The sequence below is a fragment of the Corallococcus exercitus genome (genome assembly GCF_042231735.1).
In the GTDB taxonomy this organism is placed as follows: domain Bacteria; phylum Myxococcota; class Myxococcia; order Myxococcales; family Myxococcaceae; genus Corallococcus; species Corallococcus exercitus_B.
On the sequence record NZ_CP102577.1, the window covers coordinates 1,599,841 to 1,626,671 of the forward strand.

General features: G+C 71.0%; 20 protein-coding genes. 9 read left to right on the forward strand and 11 right to left on the reverse strand.

Annotated features, from left to right (window positions below; all coding sequences use genetic code 11):
- The first annotated feature begins 283 nt into the window (after window positions 1-283).
- Both NR792_RS05970 and NR792_RS05975 read left to right on the forward strand, forming a co-directional pair.
- Complete coding sequence (locus NR792_RS05970; protein ID WP_375759096.1) at window positions 284-1,942, forward strand: ABC transporter permease; 1,659 nt, start codon at window positions 284-286, stop codon at window positions 1,940-1,942.
- Complete coding sequence (locus tag NR792_RS05975; RefSeq protein WP_375759097.1) at window positions 1,942-2,976, forward strand: ABC transporter ATP-binding protein; 1,035 nt, start codon at window positions 1,942-1,944, stop codon at window positions 2,974-2,976. The genes NR792_RS05970 and NR792_RS05975 overlap by 1 nt, the downstream gene beginning before the upstream one ends.
- Window positions 2,977-2,979: 3 nt before the next feature.
- Here NR792_RS05975 and NR792_RS05980 read toward each other — a convergent pair whose 3' ends face one another.
- Window positions 2,980-3,591, reverse strand: a complete 612-nt coding sequence (locus NR792_RS05980; protein WP_375759098.1) for a pyridoxamine 5'-phosphate oxidase family protein — start codon at window positions 3,589-3,591, stop codon at window positions 2,980-2,982.
- A gap of 118 nt (window positions 3,592-3,709) precedes the next feature.
- On the opposite strand from NR792_RS05980, the gene NR792_RS05985 reads away from it, so the two are divergent.
- The 3 genes from NR792_RS05985 to NR792_RS05995 all read left to right on the forward strand — a co-directional run bounded on the left by NR792_RS05985 (window position 3,710) and on the right by NR792_RS05995 (window position 5,596).
- Window positions 3,710-4,171, forward strand: a complete 462-nt coding sequence (locus NR792_RS05985; RefSeq protein WP_375759099.1) for a carboxymuconolactone decarboxylase family protein — start codon at window positions 3,710-3,712, stop codon at window positions 4,169-4,171.
- A 98-nt stretch (window positions 4,172-4,269) separates the two neighbouring features.
- On the forward strand, window positions 4,270-4,731 hold the full coding sequence (locus NR792_RS05990; RefSeq protein WP_375759100.1) for a carboxymuconolactone decarboxylase family protein: 462 nt from the start codon (window positions 4,270-4,272) through the stop codon (window positions 4,729-4,731).
- A gap of 1 nt (window position 4,732) precedes the next feature.
- Entirely contained in the window at window positions 4,733-5,596 is an 864-nt protein-coding gene (locus NR792_RS05995; RefSeq protein WP_375761576.1) for a sigma-70 family RNA polymerase sigma factor, read from the forward strand.
- Between the two features lie 8 nt (window positions 5,597-5,604).
- Here the strand turns inward: NR792_RS05995 and NR792_RS06000 are convergent, their stop codons facing one another.
- Window positions 5,605-6,516: a LysR family transcriptional regulator gene (locus NR792_RS06000; protein WP_375759101.1), complete on the reverse strand. Its 912-nt coding sequence runs from the start codon at window positions 6,514-6,516 to the stop codon at window positions 5,605-5,607.
- Between the two features lie 126 nt (window positions 6,517-6,642).
- On the opposite strand from NR792_RS06000, the gene NR792_RS06005 reads away from it, so the two are divergent.
- Window positions 6,643-7,656 (forward strand): NAD(P)-dependent alcohol dehydrogenase, encoded by a 1,014-nt coding sequence (locus tag NR792_RS06005; RefSeq protein ID WP_375759102.1) that lies wholly within the window; start codon window positions 6,643-6,645, stop codon window positions 7,654-7,656.
- A 24-nt stretch (window positions 7,657-7,680) separates the two neighbouring features.
- On the forward strand, window positions 7,681-8,619 hold the full coding sequence (locus NR792_RS06010) for a class I SAM-dependent methyltransferase (RefSeq protein WP_375759103.1): 939 nt from the start codon (window positions 7,681-7,683) through the stop codon (window positions 8,617-8,619).
- Between the two features lie 3 nt (window positions 8,620-8,622).
- Here NR792_RS06010 and NR792_RS06015 read toward each other — a convergent pair whose 3' ends face one another.
- The 3 genes from NR792_RS06015 to NR792_RS06025 all read right to left on the reverse strand — a co-directional run bounded on the left by NR792_RS06015 (window position 8,623) and on the right by NR792_RS06025 (window position 10,410).
- On the reverse strand, window positions 8,623-9,072 hold the full coding sequence (locus tag NR792_RS06015) for a hypothetical protein (RefSeq protein WP_375759104.1): 450 nt from the start codon (window positions 9,070-9,072) through the stop codon (window positions 8,623-8,625).
- A gap of 78 nt (window positions 9,073-9,150) precedes the next feature.
- Window positions 9,151-9,609 (reverse strand): YdeI/OmpD-associated family protein, encoded by a 459-nt coding sequence (locus tag NR792_RS06020; RefSeq protein WP_375759105.1) that lies wholly within the window; start codon window positions 9,607-9,609, stop codon window positions 9,151-9,153.
- 15 nt (window positions 9,610-9,624) lie between these two features.
- On the reverse strand, window positions 9,625-10,410 hold the full coding sequence (locus NR792_RS06025) for a class I SAM-dependent methyltransferase (protein WP_375759106.1): 786 nt from the start codon (window positions 10,408-10,410) through the stop codon (window positions 9,625-9,627).
- Window positions 10,411-10,573: 163 nt separating this feature from the next.
- Here NR792_RS06025 and NR792_RS06030 point away from each other — a divergent pair, with 163 nt between their 5' ends.
- Entirely contained in the window at window positions 10,574-12,985 is a 2,412-nt protein-coding gene (locus NR792_RS06030; RefSeq protein ID WP_375759107.1) for an ABC transporter permease, read from the forward strand.
- Window positions 12,986-12,988: 3 nt separating this feature from the next.
- Here the strand turns inward: NR792_RS06030 and NR792_RS06035 are convergent, their stop codons facing one another.
- The 6 genes from NR792_RS06035 to NR792_RS06060 form a co-directional block, all read right to left on the reverse strand.
- Window positions 12,989-16,348, reverse strand: coding sequence for an ATP-binding protein (locus NR792_RS06035; RefSeq protein ID WP_375759108.1), 3,360 nt, complete (start codon window positions 16,346-16,348; stop codon window positions 12,989-12,991).
- Between the two features lie 144 nt (window positions 16,349-16,492).
- Entirely contained in the window at window positions 16,493-17,824 is a 1,332-nt protein-coding gene (locus NR792_RS06040) for a DnaA N-terminal domain-containing protein (protein WP_375759109.1), read from the reverse strand.
- A 369-nt stretch (window positions 17,825-18,193) separates the two neighbouring features.
- The gene (locus NR792_RS06045) at window positions 18,194-18,784 is read right to left on the reverse strand and encodes a DUF642 domain-containing protein (RefSeq protein ID WP_375759110.1); all 591 of its coding nucleotides are present in this window, start codon (window positions 18,782-18,784) and stop codon (window positions 18,194-18,196) included.
- Window positions 18,785-18,914: 130 nt separating this feature from the next.
- Window positions 18,915-21,167, reverse strand: a complete 2,253-nt coding sequence (locus NR792_RS06050; RefSeq protein ID WP_375759111.1) for a putative metal-binding motif-containing protein — start codon at window positions 21,165-21,167, stop codon at window positions 18,915-18,917.
- An 84-nt stretch (window positions 21,168-21,251) separates the two neighbouring features.
- Entirely contained in the window at window positions 21,252-23,489 is a 2,238-nt protein-coding gene (locus NR792_RS06055; RefSeq protein ID WP_375759112.1) for a hypothetical protein, read from the reverse strand.
- An 81-nt stretch (window positions 23,490-23,570) separates the two neighbouring features.
- Window positions 23,571-25,976, reverse strand: coding sequence for an endonuclease MutS2 (locus NR792_RS06060; RefSeq protein ID WP_375761577.1), 2,406 nt, complete (start codon window positions 25,974-25,976; stop codon window positions 23,571-23,573).
- A gap of 75 nt (window positions 25,977-26,051) precedes the next feature.
- On the opposite strand from NR792_RS06060, the gene NR792_RS06065 reads away from it, so the two are divergent.
- A complete protein-coding gene (locus NR792_RS06065) occupies window positions 26,052-26,786 on the forward strand; it encodes a tetratricopeptide repeat protein (protein WP_375759113.1) in 735 nt (244 codons plus the stop codon).
- The last annotated feature ends 45 nt before the right edge of the window (window positions 26,787-26,831 follow it).

Sequence of the window (26,831 nt, forward strand, 5' to 3'; positions counted from 1 at the left end):
GCGGCGGGAGTCCGTCAGCGCGGGTGGCTCGGCGCGGCGGTCCAAACCTGTCCGACAGTCGGACAGGTTTTCGTGACCCGGAGGGGGGCGGCCCCCCAGCCAGGGGGGGCGATGAGGCCGGTCCAATGAGGACCGGCAGCAGGAGTCCGTCAGCGCGGGTGGCTCGGCGCGGCGGTCCAAACCTGTCCGACTGTCGGACAGGTTTTCGCGGTGCTCCGCGGACGGGGCGTCCCAGGCGGATTCTCTCTTTCTCATCCGGGTGGACAGAATGCGGGGACTCGCGATGAGGGGACGGTGGATCGCGTTGGCCGCGTGGCTCGTGCCGCTGCTGCTCTTCGCCGTGGTTCCAGTCCTCGCGTTGCTGGTCCGGGGCGTGGGTGCGGCAACGGGCGGGCTGGGGCACGTGCTCGCGGCGGAGTCCGGAGCGCTGGTGAACACGCTGGCCATTTCGCTGGGCGCGACGGCGTGGGCGCTGTGCCTGGGGGCTCCGCTGGCGTTCCTCCTGTTCCGCACGGACCTGCCCCTGCGCGGCGCGTTCACCGTGCTGTTCACGCTGCCTTCCGCCATCCCCGCGTTCATCTGGGGCATGGGGTGGCTGTCGCTCGCGAGCCCCCGCGCGGGTTATCTGAACCGCATGCTGGGCGCGGACGTGTTCGACCTCTATGGCGCGGCGGGCATCGCGTTCGTGGAGGGCCTGTCGGGCCTGCCGCTCGTGCTGCTCGCGGGGGCGGCGGCGCTGCGGCGCGTGGACCCCGCGCTGGAGGAGGCGGCCCGCGTGTGCGGCGCTTCTCCGCTTCGCGCCCTCCTGAACACCACGGTGCCCCTGGTGCTGCCCGCGCTGCTGTCGGGCGCGGTGATGGTGTTCCTCATGGCGGCTTCGTCCTTCGGCGTGCCGTACCTGCTGGGCGTGTCGGCGTCGCCGCCCACTCGCGTCCTCACCACCCGCATCTATGAGCTGGTGCTGCTGGGCAGTGAGGAGGGCTTGCCGCGTGCGTCGGTGCTCGCGTCGTTCCTCCTGTTGCTCACCCCGCTGGCGCTGGGACTGACCTGGGGGCTGGGCCGGAGTGGGCGCGTGCGATTGAGCGTGGGCAAGGGCGTGTCTCCGCGCGTGCTCGCGCTGGGGACCTGGCGGCCGTGGGCGCTCATCGGAGTGGGGGCGGTGGGCGGGGTGCTGGTGGTCCTGCCCCTGGCGGCCATCCTGCTGACGTCGCTGCAACGCAGCTTCGGCGCGGCGCTGACGTGGGACACGCTGACGCTGTCGCACTGGTCCGGGGTGCTGTGGGACGCGCGCACGCTGCGGGCCACGGGTCGCAGCGTGTTGCTCGCGGCCGGGGCGGGCCTGCTGGTGGTGGGGCTGGGCCTCGCGGGTGCGCTCCTGCGGCGGGCCTTCCGTCGCGGCGGCGCGGGCGTGGAGGCCCTGGCGGTGTGGCCCTTCGCGGTGCCGGGCACGGTGCTGGCGCTCGCGCTGCTGGTGGCGTTCTCACGCGACTGGCGGCTGGTGGTGCTGGACCGCTTCGCGTTCGTGCTGGCCCTGGCGCACACGCCGTGGCTGCTGCTCGTGGGCTACGTGGCGAAGTACCTGGCCCTGGGCGAGCGCAACAGCTCCGAGGCCCTGGCCCAGGTGGATCCCTCCCTCGCGGAGGCCGCGCGCGTCGGTGGCGCGGGGCCCGTGCGGGCGTTCGTGGACGCGACCCTGCCGCTGCTCCGGCCCGCGCTGACGGTGGCCTTCGTGCTGGCGTTCCTCGCCTGCGCCACGGAGATCACCCTGTCCGTGCTGCTGGTGCCCGCGGGCTCCGAGGTGCTGGGGACCTTGCTGTTCGAGTTGCAGAGCTACGCGGATCCGGCCGCTGCTGCCGTGCTCGCGTGCGCTTTCGTGGCGTTGGTGGTGGCGGGACAGGCCGTGCTCGCGTGGGCCCGGCGTCGCGTACCGGAGGTGCGGTGATGGCGGCCATCGTCCTGGAGGGATTGGTCAAGGCCTACGGCGGGACGCCCGTGGTTCGCGGCCTCAGCCTGGAGGTGGGGCAGGGCGAGCTGGTGTCCCTGCTGGGGCCTTCCGGCTGCGGGAAGACGACGACGCTGCGGATGCTCGCGGGGCTGGAGCATCCGGACGCGGGCGTCATCCGGCTGGGGAACGACGTCGTCGCCGGCCCCGGCGTGCGCGTTCCACCCGAGAAGCGCGGCCTGGGCATGGTGTTCCAGAGCTACGCCATCTGGCCGCACCGCAGCGTCGAGGCGAACGTCGCCTATCCCCTGATGCTCCGGAAGGTGCCTCGTCACGAGGTGGCCTCACGCGTGCGCGAAGCCCTGCGCTGGGTGCGGCTGGAGGCCTATGCGGCGCGGATGCCGCACGAGCTGTCCGGCGGGCAGTTGCAGCGCGTGGCGCTCGCACGGGCGCTGGTGGCGGGGCCTCGCGTGCTGCTGCTGGACGAACCCCTGTCGAACCTGGACGCCGCCCTGCGCGAGGAGCTGCGCGCGGAGATCGCCGCGCTGCGGGCCCGGCTGGGCACGACGCTGGTCTTCGTCACCCATGACCAGGGCGAGGCGCTGGCCCTGTCGGACCGCATCGCCGTGATGAACCGGGGCGTCATCGAACAGGTGGACACGCCGGAGCGGCTGTACCGGCAACCCGCCACGCCGTTCGTCGCGGGCTTCGTCGGCGGCGCCAACGTGCTGCGGGGCGAAGTCCGCACGGGCGCCTTCCACTGCTCAGGGACGGAGCTTGCCTTCGACCTTCCCATGGAGGCGAAGGGCGGGCCGGGCACCCTCGTCGTGCGCCCGGAGGACCTGGAACTGGGGGACACCGGGACACCGCTGGTGCTCTCCGCTCGCCTGTTCCTGGGGCACGCGGCGGAGTACCGCTTCCCGGTAGGGGACGCGTTCCTTCGCGTCATCGGGCCCGCGCTGGAGGGCGTGCGTGCCGGTCAGACGCTCCGGGTGCGCGTGCGCAAGGCCACGGTGTTCGACGCGGGCGCTTGAGGCTCAGTACAGCGACGTCTTCAGCCGGCCGGGCAGCTCGCGGTCGTACTCGTCGCCGTTGAAATCGCCCGGGCTCAGTGCCTCGAGGATGGAGCCGGGGCTCGGGAATTCGGCGCGGGCGACCTGCCGGGTCGAATCCCAGAGCCCGGAGCGGATCAACGCGCGGCTGCATTGGAAGTAGACCGTCTCCACGGTGATGCGCAGCACGGAGCGCGGCAGCTTCCCGTCGTGGGGGAAGCGCTCCAGCATGGACGGCTCGATGACGATGCTCGCCCGGCCGTTGACGCGCAGGGTTTCGTTCACGCCGGGGACGAAGAACAGCAGCGCGACGCGCGGATCCGCCACGATGTTCCGCAGCGAGTCCATCCGGTTGTTGCCCCGGCGGTCCGGCAGCAGCAGCGTGTGCGCGTCCTCGATGACCACGAACCCGGCGGGGTCCCCCCGGGGCGAGGCATCCAGCCCTCCAGGGCCGGACGTGGCGAGGACCATGAACGGCGAGCGCTCGATGAAGGGCCGGTACGCCGGATGGAGGTGGTCCACCTCCTTGAGCACGGACGACTTCCCGGGAACCCCATACAGGCGTTCGAGCGTTTCCACATCGTTCACGGTCTTCATCCGGGAGCTCCTCCTGGGCCCTTTTTAGGCACTAAAAATGGCCATGTCACACGCGGCCCCCGCGGCCTCGTCCTGGGGATGGAAGGGCACTTCGCCCCCCAAGAACGAGGAGTTTCTAATGAAGGCTCGCATGAATCCTTTCGCGGTCGCGCCGGACGCCCTCGGCCTCATGGTGGATTTCAGCAAGAAGGTGGAGGCCCTGGGGCTGGAGCCGAGCCTCTGCGAGCTGGTCAAGATCCGCTCGTCCCAGCTCAACGGCTGCGCCTTCTGCATCCACCTGCACACCCGCGCCGCCCGCGCGCATGGGGAGACGGAGGAGCGCATCTACCTGCTGGACGGCTGGCGTGAGTCGCCGCTGTACACCGAGCGCGAGCGGGCGGCCCTGGGCTGGACCGAGGCCCTGACGCTCGTCTCCGAGACGCACGCACCCGACGAGGACTACGCCGCGCTCAAGCCGCACTTCACCGAAGAGGAGATCGTGAAGCTGACCCTCATGATTGGCGTCATCAACATCGCGAACCGGATCATCCTCGGCTTCCGGGTCGTGCACCCGGTGACCCCTCGCAGTGAAGCCGCCTGAGCCTCGAATCGCTTTTTAAATGCCCATGTCACACGCGGCACCCGCTGCGTCGTCCTGGGATGGAAGGGCGCTTCGCCCACCAGAAAGAGGATCTGCACATGAAGACCCGCATGAATGCTTTCGCGGTCGCGCCGGATGCCGTCAACCTCATGATGGATTTCAGCAAGAAGGTGGAGGCCCTGGGGCTGGAGCCCAGCCTTCGCGAGCTGGTCAAGATCCGCTCCTCCCAGCTCAACGGCTGCGCCTTCTGCATCCACATGCACACCCGCGACGCCCGCGCCCATGGGGAGACCGAAGAGCGCATCTACCTGCTGGACGGCTGGCGTGAGTCGCCGCTCTACACCGAGCGCGAGCGGGCGGCCCTGGGCTGGACCGAGGCTCTGACGCTCATCTCCCAGACACACGCCCCGGATGAGGACTACGCTGCGCTCAAGCCGCACTTCACCGAAGAGGAGATCGTGAAGCTGACCCTCATGATTGGTGTCATCAACTCCTGGAACCGGTTCGCCATCGGCTTCCGGGCCATCCACCCGGTGACCGCTCGCAGTGACGCCGCCTGACCTGAACCCCGCGGACGTCTTCGACCCGCTCCGCCCCCGACTGCTCCGCATCGCGTACCGGATGCTGGGCATCGTCGCGGAGGCGGAGGATGTGGTGCAGGAGGCGTATCTCCGTTGGCACCAGACGAACCGCGACGTCGTGCGGGACGCCGAGGCCGTGCTCGTCCGAACGGTGACGCGCCTGTGCCTGGACGTCCTGAAGTCGGCGCGCGTCCGGCGCGAGGAGTACGTGGGCACGTGGCTTCCAGAGCCCATCATCGAGACAGTGGAGGGCGACGACTTGACGCTGACCCTGATGATGGCCCTGGAGCGTCTGTCCCCGCTGGAGCGGGCCGCGTTCCTCCTGCACGACGTGTTCGGCATGGACTTCGAGCAGGTGGCGAAGGCCATTGACCGGGACCCCGCCGCGTGCCGGCAGCTGGCCAGCCGGGCGAGGGCCCACGTGCAGGAGGCTCGTCCCCGCTTCCCTGTGACGGAGGCGAAGGGCCACGAGCTGGCCTCGGCGTTCCATGCCGCATCCCGGAGCGGAGACACGCAGGCGCTCCAGGCACTGCTGGCCCAGGACGTCGTCATGTATGCCGACGGCGGCGGCAAGGCGAAGGCGGTCCTCAACCCCATCTATGGCCAGGAGAAGCTGTTGCGCTTCTTCGCGGGGGTGAGCCGTAACACGGCCGTGAGGTCGGCGCAGCTCGTGCACGAGGGCACCATCGACGGCCTGCCCGCGTTCGTCACGCTGGAGGCGGATGGGACGCTGCAGACCACGGCGCTCGCCATCGAGGACGGCCGCATCGTCGCCCTCTACGTCACGCGCAACCCCGACAAGCTGAAGGGCATCCGGCGGGCCGTGGTGGGGGAGCCGTCGTAGGCAGTCCGTCACTTGACGGAGGCGGGCAGCTTCTGCGCGAGCGCGTCGATGGCGACGCGCACCCGCACGGGCAGGTGGGGCGTCGTGGGCCAGAGCGCGTAGACGTCGAAGCAGAGGCCCGGCAGGTCCGTCAGCACGCGCACCAGCTTCTTGTCGCGCACCAGGTCCTGGATGAGCCAGCAGGGCAGCCACGCCAGGCCCATGCCCGCGACGGCCGCGTCCAGGATGGCCTCCAGGTCGTCGAAGCGCAGCCGCGATGGAGGAACGAGCTCCGCGTTCGAGCCGTCCTCCCGCGGAAAGAGCCACGTGCGGGTCATCCCCGAGCGGACGTAGCGGATGGTGTCGTGGTCGGACAGCGCCTCCAGCGTGCGCGGCGTGCCGTGCTTGCGGAGGTACGCCGGGGACGCGCACACGCTCATGCGCTGGGAGCCCACGCGGCGCGCGGTGAGGCCGTCGCCCGCGTCGAGCCCCCGGATGCCGGCATTGCGGATGACCAGGTCGAAGCCGTCCTCGAGCAGGTCCACGAAGCGGTCGTTGAACGACAGGTCCAGCTCCAGCTTCGGGTGCTCGCGGGCGAGGTCGCGCAGGATGGGCGCCACGCAGCGGCGGCCGTAGATGACGGGCATGCTGACGCGCAGGCGGCCCGCGACCTCCTGCTTGCCGGACTCGAGCAGGGCCTCGCCCGCGCGCAGCTCGCCGAGGGCGCGCTGGCACCGTTCGTAGAAGACCTGTCCGTCCTGGGTCAGGCCCTGCGAGCGCGTGGTGCGGTGGAAGAGACGCACGCCCAGCCGTTCCTCCAGCCGCGCCACCGTCTTGCCCACGGCGGAGCGCGACAGGTTCAGCTTCGCGGCGGCGGCGGAGAAGCCTCTGGCCTCCACGGCCTCCACGAAGACGGCCACGCCTTGCAGGGGATCACTCATGGTTCGTCCATTGTCGCCCTGGCGGCGACAGTGAAAGGAATTCTTGTCGCCACCGGCGAAATCACTTCGCCAATACCTTCTCCCGCGAACCTGTTGCAAGGAGCCGTGCGCGTGGGGACTTCGACGATGAGGCGTTGGGAGCTGGATGCCGTGGGACGTGACGGACTTCACCTGAGGTCCGTGGCGGTTCCGGAGCCCCGGCCGGGCGAGGTGCTGGTGAAGGTGGCGGCGGTGTCGCTGAACTACCGGGACCTGCTCGTCATCGAGAGTGGGATGGGGCTGCCGCTGGCGTTCCCGTTCACGCCGGGCTCGGACCTGGCGGGTGTGGTGACGGCGGTGGGCGCGGGCGTGACGCGGTTCGCGGTGGGGGAGAAGGTCCTCTCCACGTTCTCACCGGGGCGGCTGGACGGACCGGCGCTGGGGACGGCGCGCGTGCCTCCGTACAAGTCGCTGGGCGGGGCGTATCCGGGCGTCCTCGCGGAGTACGTCGCGTTTCCGGAGGACTGGTTCGTGAAGGCTCCGGCCACGCTGGACGCGGGCGAGGCCAGCACGTTGCCGTGCGCGGGGCTGACCGCGTGGACCGCGCTGGTGGAGTACGGCCCGGTGCGGCCGGGACAGACGGTGCTGGTGCAGGGCACGGGCGGCGTGGCGCTGTTCGGGTTGCAGCTCGCTCGGGCGCAGGGCGCGGACGTCATCGTGACGTCGGGGAGCGACGAGAAGCTGGCGCGTGCGAAGGCGCTGGGCGCGACGCACGTCATCCACCGCGAGCGCGAGAATTGGGTGGAGGCTGTCTACCGGCTTACCGCGGACCGGGGCGTGGACCACATCCTGGAGCTGGCGGGCGGCCCGAACCTGGGCCGGTCCATCGAGGCGGTGGCGCTGCACGGGACCATCTCCGTCATTGGCGTGTTCGAGGGCTTCACGGTGACAGGGCCGTCCGGCCCGCTCCTGCTCAAGGAGCCCACGATTCGAGGTATCAACGTGGGCACCCGGCGGGCGCTGGAGTCGCTGGTGCGCGCGGTGGACGCCACCGGGCTCAAGCCGGTCATCGACACGCGCTATCCGCTGGAGGCGCTGCCCGCCGCACTGGAGCACCTGCGCCGGGGCGCGTTCGGGAAGATCGTGCTGGAGTCCCACTGAATCCCGCGGGGTAGGGTGCGGCGCATGTCACGCCGCTTCCACTCCGAGCCGTTGATCCTCGTGCTGCGCCACCTGGAGGCGCTGTTGCCATCAGGGCCCGTGTCCATCGACGTTCCGGATCCGGACCTGGGCCACGGCCGCTATCCCGGGGAGCGCATGGAGGGTGGGCTGGTGCACCGGCCGCTGCGGAGCTGGTGCGACCTGGCGGAGGGGCTGTCGTGCCGGCTGCGCACGCCGCGCGCGGTGGATGCGACGCACGTGCGGCTCACGTTCGAGCCGCTGGGCTCGGAGGCGTCGTGGCACGCGGGAGGAGGGACACGCACGGAGGCGCCGCAGGAGCGCTACGGCGCCGCCTCCGACTTCGCGCGCGTGCGGAAGTTCGAGGACGCGGGCTTCCTGGTGCCCTGGCTGGAGGCGGTGGGCCGGCTGGCGTTGCCCCCTGGGGCGCGGCTCCTGGACCTGGGCGTCAACCGGGGCGACGAGCTGGCCGCGTTCGCGGAGGTGGAGGGCATCCGCTTCGTCGGGGTGGATCACAGCGCGAGCGCCCTGGCGGAAGCGCGGGCGGCGTACCCGGATGCGCGCCATGCCTTCGTGCAGGCGGACCTGAACGCGCTGCCGGCGGACCTGGGGCGCTTCGACGCGGTGGTGTCGGTGGGCACGTTGCAGAGCCCGGGCGTGGATGACCGGGCGCTCCTGCGCAAGCTGGTGCAGGAGCACCTGGAGCCCAAGGCTTCGCTGGTGCTGGGCTTCCCCAACTCCCGCTTCCGCGACGGAGAGGTCGTGTACGGCGCGCGCGTGCGCAACCTGCGCGAGCCGGACCTGTCGCTGCTGGTGAAGGACCTGTCCTTCTACCGCCGCTACCTGCACCAGCACGGCTTCCGCACGTTCCTGGGCGGCAAGTACGACCTGCTGCTCACGGCGGTCCGAGGTCAGGCGCTCGGTTCGAATGACGAGGACGCCTGACTCTCAGGACCGCGTGTCGCGCTGCGAAAGGAGCGAGGCCGCGACAGGCACCACCAGCAGGCTGGCCATCCAGACATAGAAGCCGATGGCGGTCCCCCGCACGTCGGAGTTGTAGGAGTGCATCCGGACGATCGAAGACAACCCGAGGACGCAGGCCGTACCGCCCCACCAGAGCGCCTTCCGGTCCGCCCTCAGCGCGAGCATGACGATCGCCACGGCCAGCAGGGGGTTGGCAAACCAACCGAAGTTCCCGGAGACCACGGCCGTGGAGCCGATGAGCAGCAGGAACGCTCCATTCACCACCGAGTCACCCCCGCCATGCGGGGTGCGCGTGATCAGCGCAGGCATGAAACAGGCGATGACGTAGAGCCCGATGGACACGCCACAGGCCCAGAGTCGTGCCGTCGAGTCGTCGACGCCGCGGACAGAACGTGCCGGGATGGAAGAGGCCATGCGGTGGAGGCTACTTCCTCCCGGCGACGGTCCTCCCGGGGCCCAGGCGCCCGTGAGCAGACACTGTCCGCGGCGAGCCTACTTCGCCGCCTTGGCGCGCAGCTTCTCCAGCGTCTGCGCCAGTCGGCGCGCGCGGGTCTCCTCTTTCTTCGCGTCGGTGAGCGCCTTGACGAACTCCTTGCGGTGCGTGAACGCGAGGTTCGTGAAGACGTCCCTCAGCGCGGGCTCCGCGTCCAGCGCACGCTGGAGATCCTCCGGCACCTCGATCTTCCGAGGTGCCGTGTCCCGCTCCAGCGTGATGCTCAGCGTCGCGCCGTCCTCGACGCCCGCGGCCTCGCGGACCTCCTTGGTGAAGCCCAGGTAGGTGATGCCGCCGTACACCATCAACCGGCTCCGGAAGGGATGCCCGTTGACGGTGCCCACGACGGGTGGCCGCGCTTCACCATAGGCCTCGCGGCTGTCGAACGGACAGCGCACGAAGCGGCCTCCCATGTCGTTGGCCACTTCCAGCTTCGCCTTGAACTTGCGGGAGGCCATGCGCGTGACTCCCTCCTACGGCTTGACGAACTTGAACGCGAAGCGGTCGCTCGTGCCCCGGCGCTCGCCCGCGGCTCCCGGGCTGGAGCTCCAGTCGCGCGTGTCCTCCGGGTTGCGCCAGGTGTTGGCCTCCTCCTGGAACTTGAAGCCCGCGGCCTGCACCTCGTCGCGCACCAGCTGCTCGTCGATGCGGTGCAGCGTCTGGCCTTCCGTGATGCCCGTGCCCGGCTTCGCGCTGGAGTCGAGGATGACGTAGACGCCGCCCGGCTTGAGCGCCTGGAACACCGCCGCGTTCATCTTCGCCCGGTCCACGCCCAGCCAGCCGGTGTCGTGGTAGATGATGTGGCTGACCACCGCGTCCAGCGTGCCGTTCAGCTCGGGCGGGAAGGGCGCGTCCAGCTCACGGTCCAGGCGCACCACGTTCTGGTTCACCGGCCGCGCCAGCCGCTCCTGCCACGGCTTCTCCGCGAACTTCTCCAGCACGATCTTGGGGTTCTCCCCGTACACCTTGCCCGTGGGCCCCACCGCGCGCGCCAGCAGCTCCGTGGTGTAGCCGCCGCCCGCCATCAGCTCCGCCACCTGCATGCCGGGCTTCACGCCCACGAACTCCAGCAGGGCCGCGGGGTGCCGGCCCGCGTCCAGCTTGCGGTCCGCCTCCGTGCGGTCCGGCGCGTCCACCAGCGCCTGCGCCGGCACGGACGCCGCCTGGGCCTGGGTGGAGGACGCCGGAGCCGTGGGCGTCGAGTGGGAACAGCCCGCGAGGGCAAGGAACGAAGCCGCCATCAGTAGTGCATTGCGCATGGGCGCATCCATATCGCTGGCGCCCGCGCCTGCCTTCCGAAAAGAGGGCCGCTGTCCGCTTGCGGGACGCGGTGTGCCACGAGCGAACACCCTCGCCGCCGTCCTCCGACCCGCGGCCCGTTGAACGACCATGGCGCCAGAGTTGCAGCCCTGGCCCCACCCCATGTCCCAGCTCCTCCAGGACGTCCGCCTGTCGCTGCGCCGGATGCGCCGCGAGCCCGTGTTCACCGCGGTGGTCGTGGCCACGCTCGCGCTCGCCATCGGGGCCACCACCGCGGTCTTCAGCCTCGTGTACCAGGTGCTGCTCAGGCCCCTGCCGTACCCCGAACCCCAGGAGCTGCTGCGCCTGTACCAGTCCACGCCCCAGCGCGAGCGGGGCGGGGTGGCGTACTCGTACCTCCAGGCGTGGCGCGAGCGCTCGGACGCGTTCCAGGGCATCGAGGGCGTCACCGCCATGGACCAGACGCTGACCGGTCCGGGCGCGGCGCAGCGGGTGCGCGCGGGGCTCGCGACTCCGGGCCTGTTGCCACTGCTGGGCGTGCGGCCCGAGCGCGGCCAGGGCTTCGGGCCCGAGTCCCAGGTGCCCGGGCGCGACCGGGTCGTGCTCGTGTCCCACGCCTTCTGGTGGAGCCACTTCGCGGGACGCGCGGACGTGGTGGGGCAGACGCTCACGCTCGATGGCACTCCGCACGTCGTCCAGGGCGTGCTGCCCGCGTCGTTCCGCTTCTGGCCGGGCGTGGACCTGTGGAAGCCCCTGGCCCCCGCGCCCGCCGCGCCGGGCCAGGCCCCGGAGGAGCTCTACGTGCGCGGCGTGGGCCGGCTGCGGCCGGGCGTTCCGCTGGAGCGCGCCCGCGCGGAGCTGGAGGAGCGCTCGCGGGCCTGGGCCGCGACGGTGGGCGGAAGTGAAGCCGTGCCCGGGGTGCGCGTGGTGCCGCTGCACGAGCAGGTAGTGGAGACGTCGCGCGAGCAGCTGTGGCTGCTGGCCGGCGTGATGGCGCTGGTGCTGTGCGTGGCATGCGCGAACGTGGCGAACCTGCTGCTCGCGCGCGCCAGTGCCCGGGAGCGCGAGGTGGCGGTGCGCGCGGCGCTGGGCGCGGACCGGGGCCGGCTGGTGCGGCAGTTCCTGGTGGAGAGCGCGGTGCTGGCCGTGCTCGGCGGCGCGGTGGGGCTGCTCCTGGCGCTGTGGGGGATGGACCTCCTGCGCGTCTTCGCCCCAGGGGAGGTGGTGTCGCCGGAGCAGCTCCGGCTGGAGCCGCACGTGCTCGCCATCGCCGCGGGGCTGTCCCTGACGACCAGCGTCCTCTTCGGCCTGGTGCCCGCGCTGCGCGCTTCCCGCGCGGAGGCGAAGGGCGCGCTCGGAGGCCTTCGCTCAGGAGGGGGCGCGACGGGGCCGGTGCGGGCGCGGGCGGTGCTGGTGGTGGCGCAGGTCGCGCTGGCGCTCGTGCCGCTGGTGGGCGCGGGCCTGATGCTGCGCACGCTCCACGCGCTGCACACGGTGTCGCCGGGCTTCGACCCTCGCGGCGTCAGCGCGATGGACCTGTCGTTCCCCCGCGAGGCGTATGGACGGGACGACACGCGCCGGCGGCTGGTGAGCGCGGAGCTGCTGGCGCGGGTGCGGGCGTTGCCGTCGGTGCAGGCGGCGGGACTGGCCAGCACGCTGCCGCTGTGGAACCGCAACGGCTTCAGCGCGGTGCTGCTGCCCGGTGAGACGGAGCGGGAGGCCGGGGCGCGAGAGTCCGTCAACTTCCGCGCGGTGAGCGACGGCTACTTCGCCACGCTGCGCATCCCGCTGAAGGAGGGCCGTGACGTGAGCGCCTCGGACGGCGCGGGCGCCGCGCCGGTGATGGTGGTCAACGAGGCCTTCGTGAAGCGCTTCCTGCCGAAGGGCACCGCCCTGGGCCAGCGCGCGCGGTTGACGCTCGACGGCGAGCCGTTCCGGGAGGTGGTGGGCGTGGTGGGCGACGTGCACCACGCGAGCCTCGCGGAGGAGCCGCGCGCGGAGGTGTACCTGCCCATGGCGCAGTTCGAGGGCCTGCACATGCTCATCGCCGTGCGCGCCACCCGGGACGCGCAGTCGCTGGTGCCCGCGCTGCGCGAACAACTTCGCGCGGTGGATCCGGGACTGCCGCTCGTGCAGGTGCGCGAGCTGGAGGACGTGGTGGCGGAGAGCCTGGGACGCACGCGGGTGATGGGCGGCCTGCTCACGGCCATGGCGGTGCTCGCGCTGACGCTGGCGGGCGTGGGGCTGTACGGCGTGCTGGCGTACACGGTGAGCCAGCGCACGCGGGAGCTGGGCATCCGCCTGGCGCTGGGCGCGACGGACCGGCAGGTGCTGTGGCTGGTGGTGGGGCAGGGGCTGCGGCTGGCCGCGATGGGCGTCGCGGTGGGACTCGTGGGGGCGGCGGTGCTCGCGCGCGGCCTCGCGGGGATGCTCTACGGCGTGGGCACGCTGGACGCCCTGACGTTCGGAGGCGTGCCCCTGCTGCTGGGCGCGGTGGCGCTGGTGGCCAGCTGGCTGCCCGCCCGCCGCGCGCTGCGGGTGACGCCCGCCATCGCGCTGCGCGCCGACGAGTAGGCTTCAGGACACGGTGTCGTAGGCGGGGGGCGCGTCCCTGGGCAGGCGGACCGTGAACGTCGTGCCGGCCTCGTCGCTGGAGACGGCGCTCACGTGGCCTCCGTGCGCGCGCGCCACCTGCTGCACGATGTAGAGCCCCAGGCCCACGCTGCGCGAGGAGCGGTCCTTGCCGTGGTCGCCGCGCCGCATCGCCTGGAAGAGGGTGGGCAGCATCTCCGGAGGGATGGGGCGGCCCTCGTTGTGGACCTCCAGCAACAGGTCGTTCCCGTCCTCGCGCGTGGACACCCGCACCGGGGAGCCGGGCGTGCTGTAGCGGAGCGCGTTGGTGACCAGGTTCTGCACCACCTGGCCCAGCCGCTCCGCATCCCATGCGCCCAGGCCGTCGCCCTGCTGCTCCAGCACCACCTGGCGCTCCGGGAACGCCACCTGGACCTCCTCCACCGACTGGCGCGTGGCCTCGTGGAAGTCCATGCGGCGGCGGTGCACCGGCAGCCCTCCGCCCAGCCGCGCCTGGGTCACGTCCAGCAGGTCGCGGATGAGCCGGTTCGCGCGCTCGGCGCTGCTGATGATGCGGCCGGTGTTCTTCGTCGCGCGCTCTCCCAGGTCGTCGCGCTGGAGCAGGGCTTGCGCCGACAGGAGGATGGCGTTGAGCGGGTTGCGCAGGTCGTGGCTGACGATGCCGATGAGCTGCTGTTCGAACTCCCGCTGCTCCCGCGCCTCCGCCTCGCGCTGGTGACGTTCGGTGATGTCGCGGCTCACCGTGGCGATGCCGATGTCCTCGCCCGTCGCGGCGTCGCGCAGCATGAAGAAGTTGTAGTGCACGGGCACCGCCGCCCCGGTGCGGAAGTTCCGAAGGCGGAACTCGCCGTCCCAGTGGCCCTGCTCGCGCAGCCTCGGCAGGATGACGTCGCGCACGTAGGGGCGGTCCTCCTCCAGGAAGTAGTCGAACAGGTGCGTGCTCCGCACCGCGTCCGGGCCGTCCAGTCCCAGCATGCGCCGCCCCGCCTCGTTGACGAACACCGCCCGTCCGTCCGGGCCGCCAATGCCGATGAGGTCCGAGGACTGCTCCACCACGGCGATCAGCTTCTCGCGCTCCTGCTCCGCCCGGCGCTGCTCCTGTCGTGCCCGCGCCGCGGCGAGGTTGCCGTCCACGCGCGCCAGCAGCTCGCGCGCGGAGAACGGCTTCACCAGGTAGTCGGTGGCGCCCATGCGCAGGCCCTCCACCGTGGCCTCCTCCCCGGCGCGGGCCGACAGCAGGAGGATGGGCACGTTCGCCGTCGCCGGAGCGTCGCGCAGCCGCCGCAGGAGCCCGAAGCCATCCAGCTCCGGCATCATCACGTCGCTGAGGACGAGGTCCGGCACCCGGGCGCGGCAGGCCTCCAGCGCCTCCAGCCCGTTCGCCGCGAGCGTCACCTCGAAGCGGTCCGCCAGGAGCGCGTGCACGTACGCGCGCATGTCCGCGTTGTCATCCACGAACAGGATGTGTCCTCCCTCGGCCCTCGGGATGGGAAGGGAGCCCGTGCTGGCCACCGGCATGCCCTCCGTCCCCAGCCATCCGGACGCCTCCTCCAGGAACGCCGCGACGGTCGCGCCTGTCGGGCTCCGTGCGGGCGTCGACGTGGCCTCCAGGGAGGAGGGGAGCGCGCTGTCCTCCGTGGGCAGCGTCACGGTGAAGGTGCTGCCCTGGCCGGGGACGCTCTCCACGGACACGTCGCCGCCGTGCATCCGCACCAGCTCCCGCACCAGCGCGAGCCCGATGCCGCTGCCCTCGTAGCTGCGGCCCTTCGCGCCCTGCACGCGGTGGAAGCGGTCGAAGATGCGCGGCAGTTCCTCTGGCGGAATGCCCGTGCCGGTGTCCGCCACGCGCAGCACCACCCGCGGCCCCTGCCAGCGCAGGCTCACGCGGATGCCGCCCTGGTGCGTGAACTTGAACGCGTTGGAGATGAGGTTGAGGACGATCTTCTCCCACTGCTCCGGATCCACCCGCACGGCGCGCGGCAGCGGAGGACAGTCCACGTCGAGCGTCAGGCCCGCGCGCTCCACCGTGGAGCGGAAGCCGCTGGCGAGCCCGCTGGTGAGCGCGGCGAGGTCCGTGGGCACCGCGGCCGCGTGCAGGCGGCCCGCCTCGATGCGGGAGAACTCCAGCAGCGTGTTGACGAGCTTGAGCAGCCGCAGGCCGTTGCGGTGCACCGTGCGCTGCCGTTCGAGCTGCCGGGGTCCCAGCGGTTCCTGCGCATCCTGGAGGCCGTCCTCCACCGGCCCCAGCATCAGCGCCAGCGGCGTGCGGAACTCGTGGCTCACGTTGCTGAAGAAGTCCGTCTTCGCGCGGTCCAGCGCGGCCAGGGCGTCCGCGCGGCGGCGCTCCTCCTCGCGCGCGCGGGCCTGGGAGATCGCCGTCGTCACGCCCCGGGCCAGCAGCTCCAGGAACCCCCGGTACTTCGCGTCGAGCGCCAGCCGAGGACTCAGGCCCGTCACCAGGAAGCCCGCGGGCCGTGCATGCCCCGCGCGCGGCAGGGGCTGCACCCACGCGGAGGCCGTTCCCTCCGGCCACGGCCCCACCGCGACGGTGCCCGACGCCCCGGGCAGCTTCTCCCAGAGGAAGTCGGCGCCGGTGCTCGCGGCGGCGCCCAGGGGCCAGCCCGCGCTCGCGTCCCCTTCGGGGAGGGGCATGGCTTCGGGGGCGAGCGGATCCCCCGCCGTGAGCCCGCTCGCCCCGGCGAGGCGCGCGGTGCCGGTGGCGTCATCCACCAGGTAGAGCAGGGCGAAGGGCACGTCGAGCGGATCCGTGGAGAGGACCCGCATGGCCTCGCGGCAGGCGTCGTCCGCGGACGCTTGATCCGCGGTGGACGCTCCCAGCTCGCGCAGTGTGTCGAGCCGCCGCGTGCCCAGCACCTGCCCGGTGGTCTCCGTGAGCGCGGCGAAGATGCCGGCCACGCCGCCTGACTCGTCGCGCACGGGCGAGTGGCTGTAGGTGAAGTAGCACTCCTCGACGAAGCCGTTGCGGTCGAGCGGCATCATCAGGTCGTTGACGAAGATGGGCTCGCCGGTCCGCTGGATGCGCTCCCAGCCGGGGCCCAGCATGTGCCAGACCTCCGGCCAGGTTTCGGCCGCGGCCTGGCCCAGGGCGGCGGGGTGCTTCGTGCGACCGCAGATGGGCCGGTACGCGTCGTTGTAGAACTGGACGAACCGCGGACCCCACGCGACGTAGAGCGGGTAGTTGGACGCGAGCACGATGCCGACGGCCGTGCGCAGCGACTGCGGCCACGTCTCCACGGGGCCCAGGGCCGTCTTCGCCCAGTCCACCTGCCGCAGCAGGGCGCCACAGGCGCCACCACCTCGCAGGACGTCGTCGACCGCACCCATGTGCCTCCATCCCTGGCGCGCCTTCATGGGGGAAGGGCCCCGCCAGGGAGGGAAACTTCGGGGTTCCGTCCCGTGATGGCCAGTGCGCCGGGAGGAGGCCCCGGCGAAACGTGCATCGATGAACGGGGGGCGCCTGGAGGGCGCTCAGGCGACCTCGTGCGCGGCCCGGGCCCAGCGCACTCCCTTCAACCCCAGGCTCCGCGCCTCGGCCTCCATCAGCGAGCCGTACTGCTCCTCCACCCACTGGCGGAAGTAGGCGTCCGGCGCCGCGAGCACCAGGTGTCCGTCCTCCACTCCCACCGCGCGGGCCTTGCCCAACCAGGACAGCGCGTACCGCTTGCCCTGGGCCCGCATGCCGTCAAGACACGCGCTCCACACGCGATCCGCCTCCGAGGACGCGACCTCCACGGGGACCGCGACACCGGCCTCCGAGGTGTCCGCCTCCGCGCCGTCCTCCAGCTGCGGGACGTAGCGCGTCCACACGCGGGGCGAGCAGAACGCGACCACGGTGCCGGGGGGCTGACGGGCACGGCCCCAGTCGGACTGGAGGTAGCCCTGGCAGGCCGCATGGAGCCGGGCCTCGTCGCCGTCCACGCCGCGCAGCGCCTGGGCGAACCAGTCCGCCCAGCCGGCGGGCGGCTTCTCCCGGGGAACGCCCCGGAAGGCCTTCACCCGGGCGTCCTGGAAGGTGTCGAAGAAGGCCGCCGCGCGGGCGGCCAGGGAGGGGGCGGGGAGGGGACGGACCGCGTCCGGGGACGGCGCGGGTGCGTCCTCGCGGGGCGGTGTGGCCGGGACCAGGTGCGTGCCGGGAAGGGAGAGTTGGATGGGATCCTGCTCCGCGTCCGGGGACGCGTCCTCATCCGGGAGGAGCGCCACGGGGGCCAGATGGGCCGGGATCGTGGCGGCGGTGTCCCGCTGCGTTTCCAGTTCGACGTCCAGTTCAGTCAGACCGGCAGCAGCAGCTGAAGATCTCTTTTTCTCCTTCTCCTTTCTGTTTCTAGGGGAGGACGTCCCGGACGTGTCCCGAGGACGTCCGGCGGACACGTCGATGCCGCGGGCGGCGGCCCGTTCCCGTCGCTTGCGCTCGGCCTCCTTCTTCCGCTTGTCGAGCACTCCGACGTAGCGGTCGCAGAGGGTGAGGCGCACGCCGTCGTCCTCGCGGATCAGGATGCGGGCGCGGAGGAGGGCGGACCAGAAGGCGCCGGGGGTGCCCGTCCAGCGGACGGCGGACTCCAGCGCCTCCACCCAGACGGCTTCGTCCGCGGACGCGTCCCACGCCTGTCCGCCGGACGCGTCCGCGGACGGTCCGAAGGACACGAAGCGCCCTTCGGGCAGGGCCTGCACGGCCCAGATCTGCAGCTCCACCATGGCGCCCAGGAACGCGCGGCGCTCCATGCCCAGCGAACGCGCGGCGCCGATCACCGCGAGGCTCATGGGGAAGCCCACGTCCACCTGCACCCAGTCCAGACCCGCCACGTCCACGCCTCCCAGCCGGACGCGGTGAAGCGTCCGGCCCTGTGCCCTGGTGCCCGTTACGGGCGTCCGTCCCTGCCCGCTGTCGTGGGTCGTCCCCCGGTCCGCTGATCCAGCGTTGATCGCACGGACCCGGCCGGAAGCCGGGCTCCACACGAGCGCAGGAGGTGGGATGGGGGCGGGGGATGATCCACGGATCCGCGATCTGTGTCGTCGGGCCCGAACCGTCTACCCCCCGGGTTCTCCAGCGGACGTCCCGCGTAGGACGCTACAGGGCGCTACAGCGGACAAAGGGCCGACGCCCCACAGAAGGGGATCGGCGGCCCAGGGGCTACAGGGGTGATCCGCTGGATCAGCGGACGGGGTGCGTCATCACGGTCCGGTCACCGTGAGGTTGTCGATGGCCAGGCCACAGCCGACGCCGCCGGAGGTGCTGGTGAGCTGGATGCGAGACGTGGTGCTGGTGGCGTTGAACACGTAGGTGCGCGGGAAGCTGCCCCAGGACCCGGACGCATTGGAGAAGCTGGCGGTGGAGGGGCCGTAGTTGAGGGTGGCCGACCGGGACACGGTGGTGCAGCCGGGGCTGTTGGACACCCAGAAGGACACGGTGTAGCCGCCGCCGACGACAGTGGGGACGTCCTGATACAGGGAGCCCGCGCCCAGGCCGTTGAGGTCGATGGACTGGATGCCGCTCTGCGCCGCCTTGTACGTGCTCTTCATCACCTTGATGCCGCCGGTGATGGTCCAGCCCGGCAGCGCCGTGCTTCCGGGGTTGAGGATCACGTAATTGAAATTGCCGATGTTGTTGTTCTCGAAGCTGCCGTTCGTCGAGACGACGATTCCCTGCTCGGCGGTGCCCAGCTCCGGCTCCTGGATCACGGCATCCGGGCCCCCACAGCCCGCCAGCGCGAAGAAGCCAAAGCCCGCCACCGCGCTGCAACGCAGCACATGCTTGCGATTCATGATGTGATTCCCCCTGAGATGTGTTTCGCCCGCGCGTCGTGCGACAGGCGAAACACACGATACATGGGTTCACATTGAGTGTGTGAAACTTCACATCGGGGGTTGCTGTCCTGGTTGCCCTCCAGGCGGGTCAGAGGGGTATGCAGCCACCCGTGGGGGCGGGGCTGATGAGCGCCGCGGGGCTCACTGTGCAGGGCCGCATGCTGCGCAGGTAGATGGAGCCCGCGGCGCCACCGCCACCGCCGCCACCACCGCCGCCACCGACGACGGGGGCCGTGCTTCCCGCGCCGCCTGTGGTCGGCGTGTTCATGGCGCCTCCCGCTCCGCCCGTGCCTCCCAGGGCGCTTCCACCGGTACCACCACTCGCGGCGGTACTTGTGGTTTCACTGCCACTCGCACCATCCGCACCATTGTTCCCAGTGCCGGAGCTCTGGCCGCCGCCCTGACCACCACCGCCGCCGTTGGCGGTGATCCGCGTGTCGGCCGTCAGGTTCACCTGAAAGGCTTCCAGCACGATGCGTCCTCCGCTCCCGCCGCCTCCACCCCCCGCCGCCTGGGCAGGTGAAGTGCTCACCTTGCCGCCCAAGCCACCACCGCCGCTGACGGAAAGGGCCTTGCTGACGGTCAGGGTCCTGGCGACGGAGAGCTGGAGTGCGCCACCGCCTGAACCGCCCAACCCACCGGCCGTGCTGCCCGCGCCTCCACCATTACCTCCCGCGCACCCGCCGAGGAGTGGCGTGAGGGTCGAGGCCTGCTGGGCGCCTGAGTCGCCCCGTGTGGCGCTGGTGTTATAGCCCCTGCCGCCATTGGCTCCAGCCGTCGCACCACCCGCGCCACCTCCGCCTCCGCCCTCGCCACCGTTGTACGTCCCGTTCTGGCCCTGTGCTACCGCGCACACCTGATTGCCGCCGGCTCCTGGAACCGGCGCACCGTTCACGATGCGCCCACTGGCCAGGATGTCGTAGTTCAACGTCGCATCGCCATACACCGCGAGGATGACGGGGCGGCTGCCTACGATGCGCAGCTCGCCGCCCAGGGCCAGGGTCCGCACGGGAATGAGAAGGAGCTCCGGGGCCCCTCCGGACTGGGTCAAGGTCTTGATGATGAACGTGCTGGTATCCGGGCCGGCGCTCGCAGGCGTCCAGGTCCGGGCATCCGTGTCGAACACCACCGCCCCGGTGGTCCTCAGTTCGCCAATCTGACCGCCAGGAATGCTGTTCGGATCGAAGTTGGCGGGTGTGTAGGGAAACACGACGCACTGTCCATCCGCGCGGCACACGCGAGGCGCTCCCGAGTTGTCCTCGCTGCAGGGCTGGTTGAGCTGTGCCGGGTCCCCCGCGTAGATGCAGGAGGCGTTGCGAGTGCAGCCCGCGACGGTATTGCACTCCTTGGGCGGGCAGGGGGTGGGCGTTCCGACGCACGCGCCACTGCCATTGCAGAACCCCGGATCATTGCAGACGTTTCCGTCCAAGCAGGACGTGGTGACTGACTTGGCGGGGTACTCACACTGGCCACTGCTCGAGTTGCAGGTGCCCGTGGACTCCTGGCACTGGGCGTCCACCGGTGTGTTGCACGTCTTCATGTCGCCCACGCACTGATTGTCGGCCGTGCACCGGCCATTCGTCACGCACTTGTCGCCAGGATCACAGGCCGCCCCCACGACCACGGTTTCATCGATGCATGCCCCCGTGGAGGCCTCGCACCTCACCGCCGACTCACACTGGCCCTCGGTCTGTTTGCACTTTGGCTTGCCGCCTCCGCACTGCGCTGCCTCACCCACGCCGACACACTTCTTGCCCACGGTGCACAGGTCCCCGTCCGTGCACGACTGCTCCGCGCAGTCGCTATCCGCACAGGCCTTGAGACCGTCACAGTCGTAGTCGACACCCACGTCGCACCGTTCCGGGGCTCCCGGGTGGATGTCCGCGCGGGTGTCATCACAGTCGGGCGACTCCGTGCCGGAAACATTCACGATGAAGCCGTCGCCATCCCGGTCCACGGCCTCAGTACGCAGCGTGACAGTCCAGTCGATGGACTTCCCTGGAGGCGCATCCAACGCACGGTCTTCGTGGATCTCCACGACCGCCCCCGCGCATTGAGTGCCACTGACGCCCGAGAACGAGGTCACCTTCACGTTCAGTCGGTCGCCCCATGCCAGCTTGCGGACCATGGCGACCTGGACCTCTTTCGCGTCAGGCTCCTTGAACTGGCTGGCGGGAAGATCGGTGCCCACCTGACTGCTTCCGTTGCCCACCTCCACGCGCAGGCACTGGGGCCGGTAGGAGGGGAACTTCACCGTCACGCGAAGTACGCCCTCGGCGGGATCCTTCATGCGGCAGGCGGACAGCAGCACCACGCAGGTCAATAGACAGAGCAGACGCATGGTGCCGCACTGTACTCGTCAACCTCTCATTGTCAGAACATTGGCGCTGAAGGCGCGAAGCCAGACACGGCATGTCCTGACACGTTAGAGGGGTGTGCAGCCACCCGTGGGCGTGGGGCTGACCACCGTGGTGTTGATAATACAAGGCCGCATGCTGCGCAGGTAGATGAAGCCCGCAGCACCGCCGCCACCGCCACCACCTCCACTTCCAAGCCCCACTGTCGCGCCGTTGCTTCCCGCAGTGGGACCTCCACCTGTGCTTCCAGCCCCACCTGCACCACCTGTCAGGGTGCCTCCCGCGCCTCCTCCCGCGCTGGTGCCGCTGTTCTCACTGCCGCTTGCGCCATTCGCTCCGGTGCTCGCGGCGCCGCTGCCTGCGCCAGCACCCTCACCACCACCTCCTCCATTGGCGGTGAGCCTGGCTTCGGCCGTCAGGTTCACCTGGAAGGCTTCCAGCACGATGCTTCCTCCGCTCCCGCCGCCTCCACCACCCGCCGCCCGAGCAGGCGACGCGTTCGCGTTGCCGCCCAAGCCACCACCGCCGCTGACGGAGAGGACCTTTCTGATGGTCAGGGTCCTGGCAACGGAGAGCTGGAGTACGCCACCGCCAGCGCCACCCAGTCCACCGGCCGCGTTGCCCGTGCCGCCACCATTGCCTCCTGCGCACCCGCCGAGGAGCGGCGTAATGACCGAGGTCTGCTGGACACCCGCGTCACCCCGCGTGGCACCGGTGTCGTAGCCCCTTCCGCCAATCGCGCCTGCCGTCGCACCGCCACCTCCGCCTCCGCCTCCGCCCTCACTACCGCTGTACGTCCCGTTTCCGCCAGTTGATGTCCCGCACTGCGGATTGCCGCCACTTCCAGGGACCGGCGCGCCATTGACGATGCGCCCGCTGGCGAGGATGTCGTGGTTCAACGTCGCATCCCCATACACCGCGAGGATGACCGCGCGGCTGCCCACGATGCGCAGCTCACCTCCCAGGGCCAGGGTCCGAACCGGGATGAGGAGAATCTCAGGGCCCCCGGCCTGGGTCAGGGCCCTGATCGTGAACAAGTCAGGATCCGGGCCCAGGTTCGAGGGCGTCCAGGACCGGTCATCCGTGTTGAAGACCACCGCACCGGTGGTCCTCAGCTCGCCAATCTGGCCGCCAGGAATGTCGTTGGGATCGAAGTTGCTCGGGTTGTAGGGGAACGCGACGCACTGGCCATCCACGCGGCACACGCGCGGTGTTCCCGAGTTGTCCTCGCTGCAGGGATTGTTGATCTGCGCCGGGTCACCCGCGTAGATGCAAGATGCGGTGCGCGTGCAGCCCGCGACGGTATTGCACTCCCTGGACGGGCACGGCGTGGGCGTGCCGTTGCACGCGCCACTGCCGTTGCAGACCCCCGGATCATGGCAGACGTCGCCGTCTTCACAGGGCGTGTTGACAGGCTTGGGGGCGTATTCACAATTGCCATTGGTCGAGTTGCAGGTGCCCGTGGCCTCCTGGCAGTAGGTGTTCGACGGCAGGTTGCACGTCTTCACGGTGCCCACGCACTGCTTGTCGGCGGTGCACCGGCCATTCGTCACGCACTTGTCGCCGGGATCACAGGCCGCCCCCTCGACCACGGTCTCATCGATGCAGGCACCCGTGTTTGTCTCGCACTTCACCCTCGACTCACACTGGCCCGCGGTCTGCTTGCACTTCGGCTCGCCGCCTCCGCACCGCGCCGCCTCGCCCACGCCGACACACTTCATGTTCACGGTGCACAGGTCCCCGTCCGTGCACGTCTTCTCCGCGCACTTCGAGTCCGCGCACGCCTTCTTGCCATCACAGTCGAAGTCGACGGCCGTGTCGCACTTCTCCTCGGCGCCCGGACGCACGTCGCCCCGCGACTCGTCGCAGTCGGAGATGCCCGCCCACTCGACGCCTGAAGGGGAGCCGTCGCCGTCCGCATCCACCGCCTTCAACGTCACGTCGAAGCGCGTGAACTCCTTGGGCACGACGGTGAGCGAAGCGCTCGGGAAGGTCTCCACGGCCTCCCCCGAACAACTGTTCCCCGAGGCCGCCGCATACGACGACACCGTGACGCTCAGCGCCGTGTCCCAGTCCGCCTTGCGGCGCACCGCGACCAGGACCTCTTGCTTCTCAGCGTTCTTGAACTGGCTGGAGAGGATGTCCGTCCGGTCCGAGTGTCCGCTCGCATCGCTCGCCTCCACGCGCAAGCACGCGGGCTTGAAGGAGCCGTACGTCACGGACACGCGGATGGCGCCTTCGTCGGGAGCCTTCTCCCCACAGGCAGCCAGCAGCAACACACATCCCAGCAGGCAGAGCCGATACATGGCGCCGCACTGTAGCCAACACTTCCCGGGGCAGGGGAGCGGGGCCATCCAGACCCCGACCCCCTGTCAACACAAGGCGGCTCAGCCTCGCAGGGACACCACGGTCACGCCGTCGCCGCCCTCGTGGCTCTCCCCGGGGCGGAACATGCGGATGTACGGCGACGCGGCCAGGTGGTCGCGGATGGCCTGCTTGAGGGCGCCGGTGCCGTGGCCGTGGATGATGAGCGCGGCCTCCTCACCCTTGCGCAGGCCCTGGTCCAGGAACGTCTCCAGCTCCGCCAGCGCGTCGTCCGCGCGCATGCCACGCACGTCGCAGCGGAAGTTCGTGGCGTCCACCTGCGACGGCGCCACGGAGGCCGCGCGCTTCAGGGCCGCTTCGCCCTTCCGCTGCTCCGGGAACTTCGCCTGCTGCGGCTTCTTGCCCCGCGACCCGGACAGCTCCGTGGTGGGCACGCGCATCTTCAGCGCGCCACCCGCGGAGACGACCGCCTGGCCGTCCGTCAGCTCCAGGATCTCCACGTCCCGGCCCAGGCCGGAGTGGTGCACCCACGCGCCCACCTTCAGGGTCGCGGGCCCCGGGGCCTCCACCTGGAACAGCTCCGCCTTGGCCGCCGCCGCGCGCTTCAGCGCCTCGTCCGCGCGCTGCTGCAGCTGCTGCCGCGCCTCCGACAGCGCCTTCTCGTTCTGCTCCGCGCGCAGCTTCACCAAGAGGTCGCGGACCTCCTGGGCGGCGTGCTCGCTGGCCGCGTGCACGTCCTCGTTGAACTGCATCATGCGGCCCTTGCGCTCGCGCTCGAAGGCGACCTTCTGCTTCTCCAGGTCCGCGCGGAGCGCCTCCGCCTCCTTCGCCGCGATGCGCGCCTTCTCCAGCTCCTCGGAGAGCTTGCGCCGCTCGTCCTCCGCCGCCGCCAGCGCCTTGCTGAGCGGGCCGCCCGCGTTGAGCGACAGCTCCCGCGCGCGCTCGCACACCGAAGCCGGCAGGCCCACCCGCGCCGCCACGTCGATGGCGGACGACTGGCCGGACGCGCCCATCTGCAGCCGGAACGTGGGCGCCATCCGCTTGGAGTCAAAGCCCACGCGCGCGTTGAGGAAGCGCGGATCCATGTGCGCCAGCGCCTTGAGCTCCTCCAGGTGCGTCGTCACCAGGACGTACGCCCCCTTGCCCAGGAGCTCCTCCAGCACCGCGATGGCGATGGCCGCGCCCTCGCGCGGATCCGTGTCCGAGGCGATCTCGTCGATGAGCACCAGCGAGTCCGTCGCCACCGCCGACAGGATGTCGCGCAGCATCGTGACGTGGCCGCTGAACGAGGACAGGCCCTGCGACAGGTCCTGCGTGTCACCCACGGTGGAGTGCACGGAGCGGTACAGCGGCATCCGCGACCCTTCGCCCACCGGGATGGGCAGCCCCGCGCGCAGCATCAGCGCGCACAGCCCCACGCCCGTCAGCGTCACCGTCTTGCCGCCCGCGTTGGGGCCGGACACCACCAGCGCCCGGGCGTCTTGCGTGAGCGTCACGTCGTTGGACACCACCTCCGTGCCCTTGAGCACCAGGCGCGGGTGGCGCAGCGCGCGCAGCTGCAGCTCCTTCACGCCCTCGAACGTGGGCGTCGTGGCGTCCAGGTCCGCGGAGAGGACGGCGATGGACTCCACCTCGTCCAGCTCCGCCACCGCCTCCAGGCCCTCCAGGATGCGCGCGGACTCGCGGCCCACGAGCTTGCTCAGCTCCTGGAGCACCCTCAGCTCCTCCTCCGCGACCTCCGACTGCGCGATGGCCAGGTCGTTGCCCAGGCCCACCATCGCCTGGGGCTCCATGAAGAGCGTCTGCCCCGTCTGGCTGGCGTTGTGGACGATGCCGTCTACCTCCGAGCGGTAGTTCGACACCACCGGCACCACGTACCGCCCGTTGCGCAGCGTGTAGTAGTTCTCGCGCAGCTTGGTGGTGAACGTCTCGTCGTGCAGCAGCTCGTCCAGGCGCGTCTTGATGCGCCGGTGCAGGCCGCGCGCCCGGTCCCGCGCTTCCTTCAGCTCCGGGCTGGCGCGGTCGGAGAGGGTTCCGTCCGGTTCGAAACACTGATCCAACCGGCGCGCCATGGCCTCCAGGAAGGGCAGGCGCTTGGAGATTTCCACCAGGCGGGGGACGCGCTCCTTGCGCTCGTCCAGCGCCTCGCGGGTGCGCGCGAAGGCGAAGAGCAGCTGGGCCGCGTCGATGAGCTGGCGGGGCTCCAGCACGCCGCCCTTCTCCGCGTGGCCCACGGCGGTGCGCAGGTCCGTCACGCCGCCCAGGGGCAGGGAGAACTGCTGCTGGGAGAGGAAGCGGGCCTCGTCGACGAGGGCCAGCGCTTCGGCCACTTCCGTCTCGGTGTCCAGGAAGGGACGGGCGAGCACCCGCTCCCTTCCTGGCTCCGTGCGGCAGCGCTGCGTCAGCGCGCGGAGCACTTCCGAGAAACCAAGGTCTTCCAACGTCCTTTGGGAAATCTGCACAGTCATGGGTTTCATGCGAGGCCGGGTGTCCGTCAAGGGGAAGTATTGAGGTGGCCCACCTGGCTCTGCTATCTGCCAACCATGATGTGGGTTCTCGTGGCGGCGCTGCTTGCGGGCGCGTCCGACGCACCAGCCTCTCCGGTCCTGACGGCGCAAGCGGCTCCGGCCCCCAGTCCGCTGGCGGACGCGCTGGCGTTGGAGACCGCGGGCAACGACGCGGGAGCCCTCGTCGCCCTGGAGCGGCTGATTTCTAACCAGCCCCGCTGGGAGTTGCCCAGGCTGGAAGCCGCGCGCCTGCTCCTCAAGGGAGGCAGCGCCCCGGAGCTGGAGCGCGCGGGGACGCACCTGGACGCCGCCCTGCGCGAGGCCCCGGACAACCCCCGCGTCTGGTTCCTCCAGGGACAGCTCCTGGAGGAGCGCGGCACGTCGCTCGACGCCATCCGCGCCTACGAGAAGGCGGTGGCCCTGCGTCCGTCCTACGACGACGCGCGCTTCCGGCTCGCGGGCCTCTGGGCGCAGGCGGGGGACTGGCTGAAGGCGGAGCTGCACTACCGGCCGCTGTCCAAGTCCCGGCCCGCGTGGGTGCAGGTGCGCATGCAGCTGGCGGCGGTGCTGGAGAAGCAGGGCCGGACGCTGGACGCGGAGCGGGAGTTCCTGGCCGCGCGCGACGCCCAGCCGGACAACCCGGGCGTCTTGCGGACCCTGGCGGCCTTCTACGAGCGGACGGACAGGCCCCAGCTCGCCGCGAAGGTGAGGGCGCAGCTGACGGCGCCGGAGAAGCGCAACATGCGGGCCCTCAAACCTTCGAAGCGTTGACACCGGGCGGCGGAGCGCGGTTCACGGCGATTGCTTCGCACGACG

What these genes read in the sequence shown, in the direction of transcription:
- NR792_RS06065 (WP_375759113.1), top strand. Translation starts at nt 26,052, where the DNA reads ATGATGTGGGTTCTCGTGGCGGCGCTGCTTGCGGGCGCGTCCGACGCA.
- NR792_RS06010 (WP_375759103.1), top strand. Translation starts at nt 7,681, where the DNA reads ATGTCACGCCGCTTCCACTCCGAGCCGTTGATCCTCGTGCTGCGCCAC.
- NR792_RS05975 (WP_375759097.1), top strand. Translation starts at nt 1,942, where the DNA reads ATGGCGGCCATCGTCCTGGAGGGATTGGTCAAGGCCTACGGCGGGACG.
- NR792_RS06015 (WP_375759104.1), bottom strand. Translation starts at nt 9,072, where the DNA reads ATGGCCTCTTCCATCCCGGCACGTTCTGTCCGCGGCGTCGACGACTCG.
- NR792_RS05985 (WP_375759099.1), top strand. Translation starts at nt 3,710, where the DNA reads ATGAAGGCTCGCATGAATCCTTTCGCGGTCGCGCCGGACGCCCTCGGC.
- NR792_RS06020 (WP_375759105.1), bottom strand. Translation starts at nt 9,609, where the DNA reads ATGGCCTCCCGCAAGTTCAAGGCGAAGCTGGAAGTGGCCAACGACATG.
- NR792_RS06035 (WP_375759108.1), bottom strand. Translation starts at nt 16,348, where the DNA reads ATGGGTGCGGTCGACGACGTCCTGCGAGGTGGTGGCGCCTGTGGCGCC.
- NR792_RS05990 (WP_375759100.1), top strand. Translation starts at nt 4,270, where the DNA reads ATGAAGACCCGCATGAATGCTTTCGCGGTCGCGCCGGATGCCGTCAAC.
- NR792_RS06055 (WP_375759112.1), bottom strand. Translation starts at nt 23,489, where the DNA reads ATGTATCGGCTCTGCCTGCTGGGATGTGTGTTGCTGCTGGCTGCCTGT.
- NR792_RS06050 (WP_375759111.1), bottom strand. Translation starts at nt 21,167, where the DNA reads ATGCGTCTGCTCTGTCTATTGACCTGCGTGGTGCTGCTGTCCGCCTGC.
- NR792_RS05980 (WP_375759098.1), bottom strand. Translation starts at nt 3,591, where the DNA reads ATGAAGACCGTGAACGATGTGGAAACGCTCGAACGCCTGTATGGGGTT.
- NR792_RS06025 (WP_375759106.1), bottom strand. Translation starts at nt 10,410, where the DNA reads ATGCGCAATGCACTACTGATGGCGGCTTCGTTCCTTGCCCTCGCGGGC.
- NR792_RS06030 (WP_375759107.1), top strand. Translation starts at nt 10,574, where the DNA reads ATGTCCCAGCTCCTCCAGGACGTCCGCCTGTCGCTGCGCCGGATGCGC.
- NR792_RS05970 (WP_375759096.1), top strand. Translation starts at nt 284, where the DNA reads ATGAGGGGACGGTGGATCGCGTTGGCCGCGTGGCTCGTGCCGCTGCTG.
- NR792_RS06045 (WP_375759110.1), bottom strand. Translation starts at nt 18,784, where the DNA reads ATGAATCGCAAGCATGTGCTGCGTTGCAGCGCGGTGGCGGGCTTTGGC.
- NR792_RS06060 (WP_375761577.1), bottom strand. Translation starts at nt 25,976, where the DNA reads ATGACTGTGCAGATTTCCCAAAGGACGTTGGAAGACCTTGGTTTCTCG.
- NR792_RS06005 (WP_375759102.1), top strand. Translation starts at nt 6,643, where the DNA reads ATGAGGCGTTGGGAGCTGGATGCCGTGGGACGTGACGGACTTCACCTG.
- NR792_RS06000 (WP_375759101.1), bottom strand. Translation starts at nt 6,516, where the DNA reads ATGAGTGATCCCCTGCAAGGCGTGGCCGTCTTCGTGGAGGCCGTGGAG.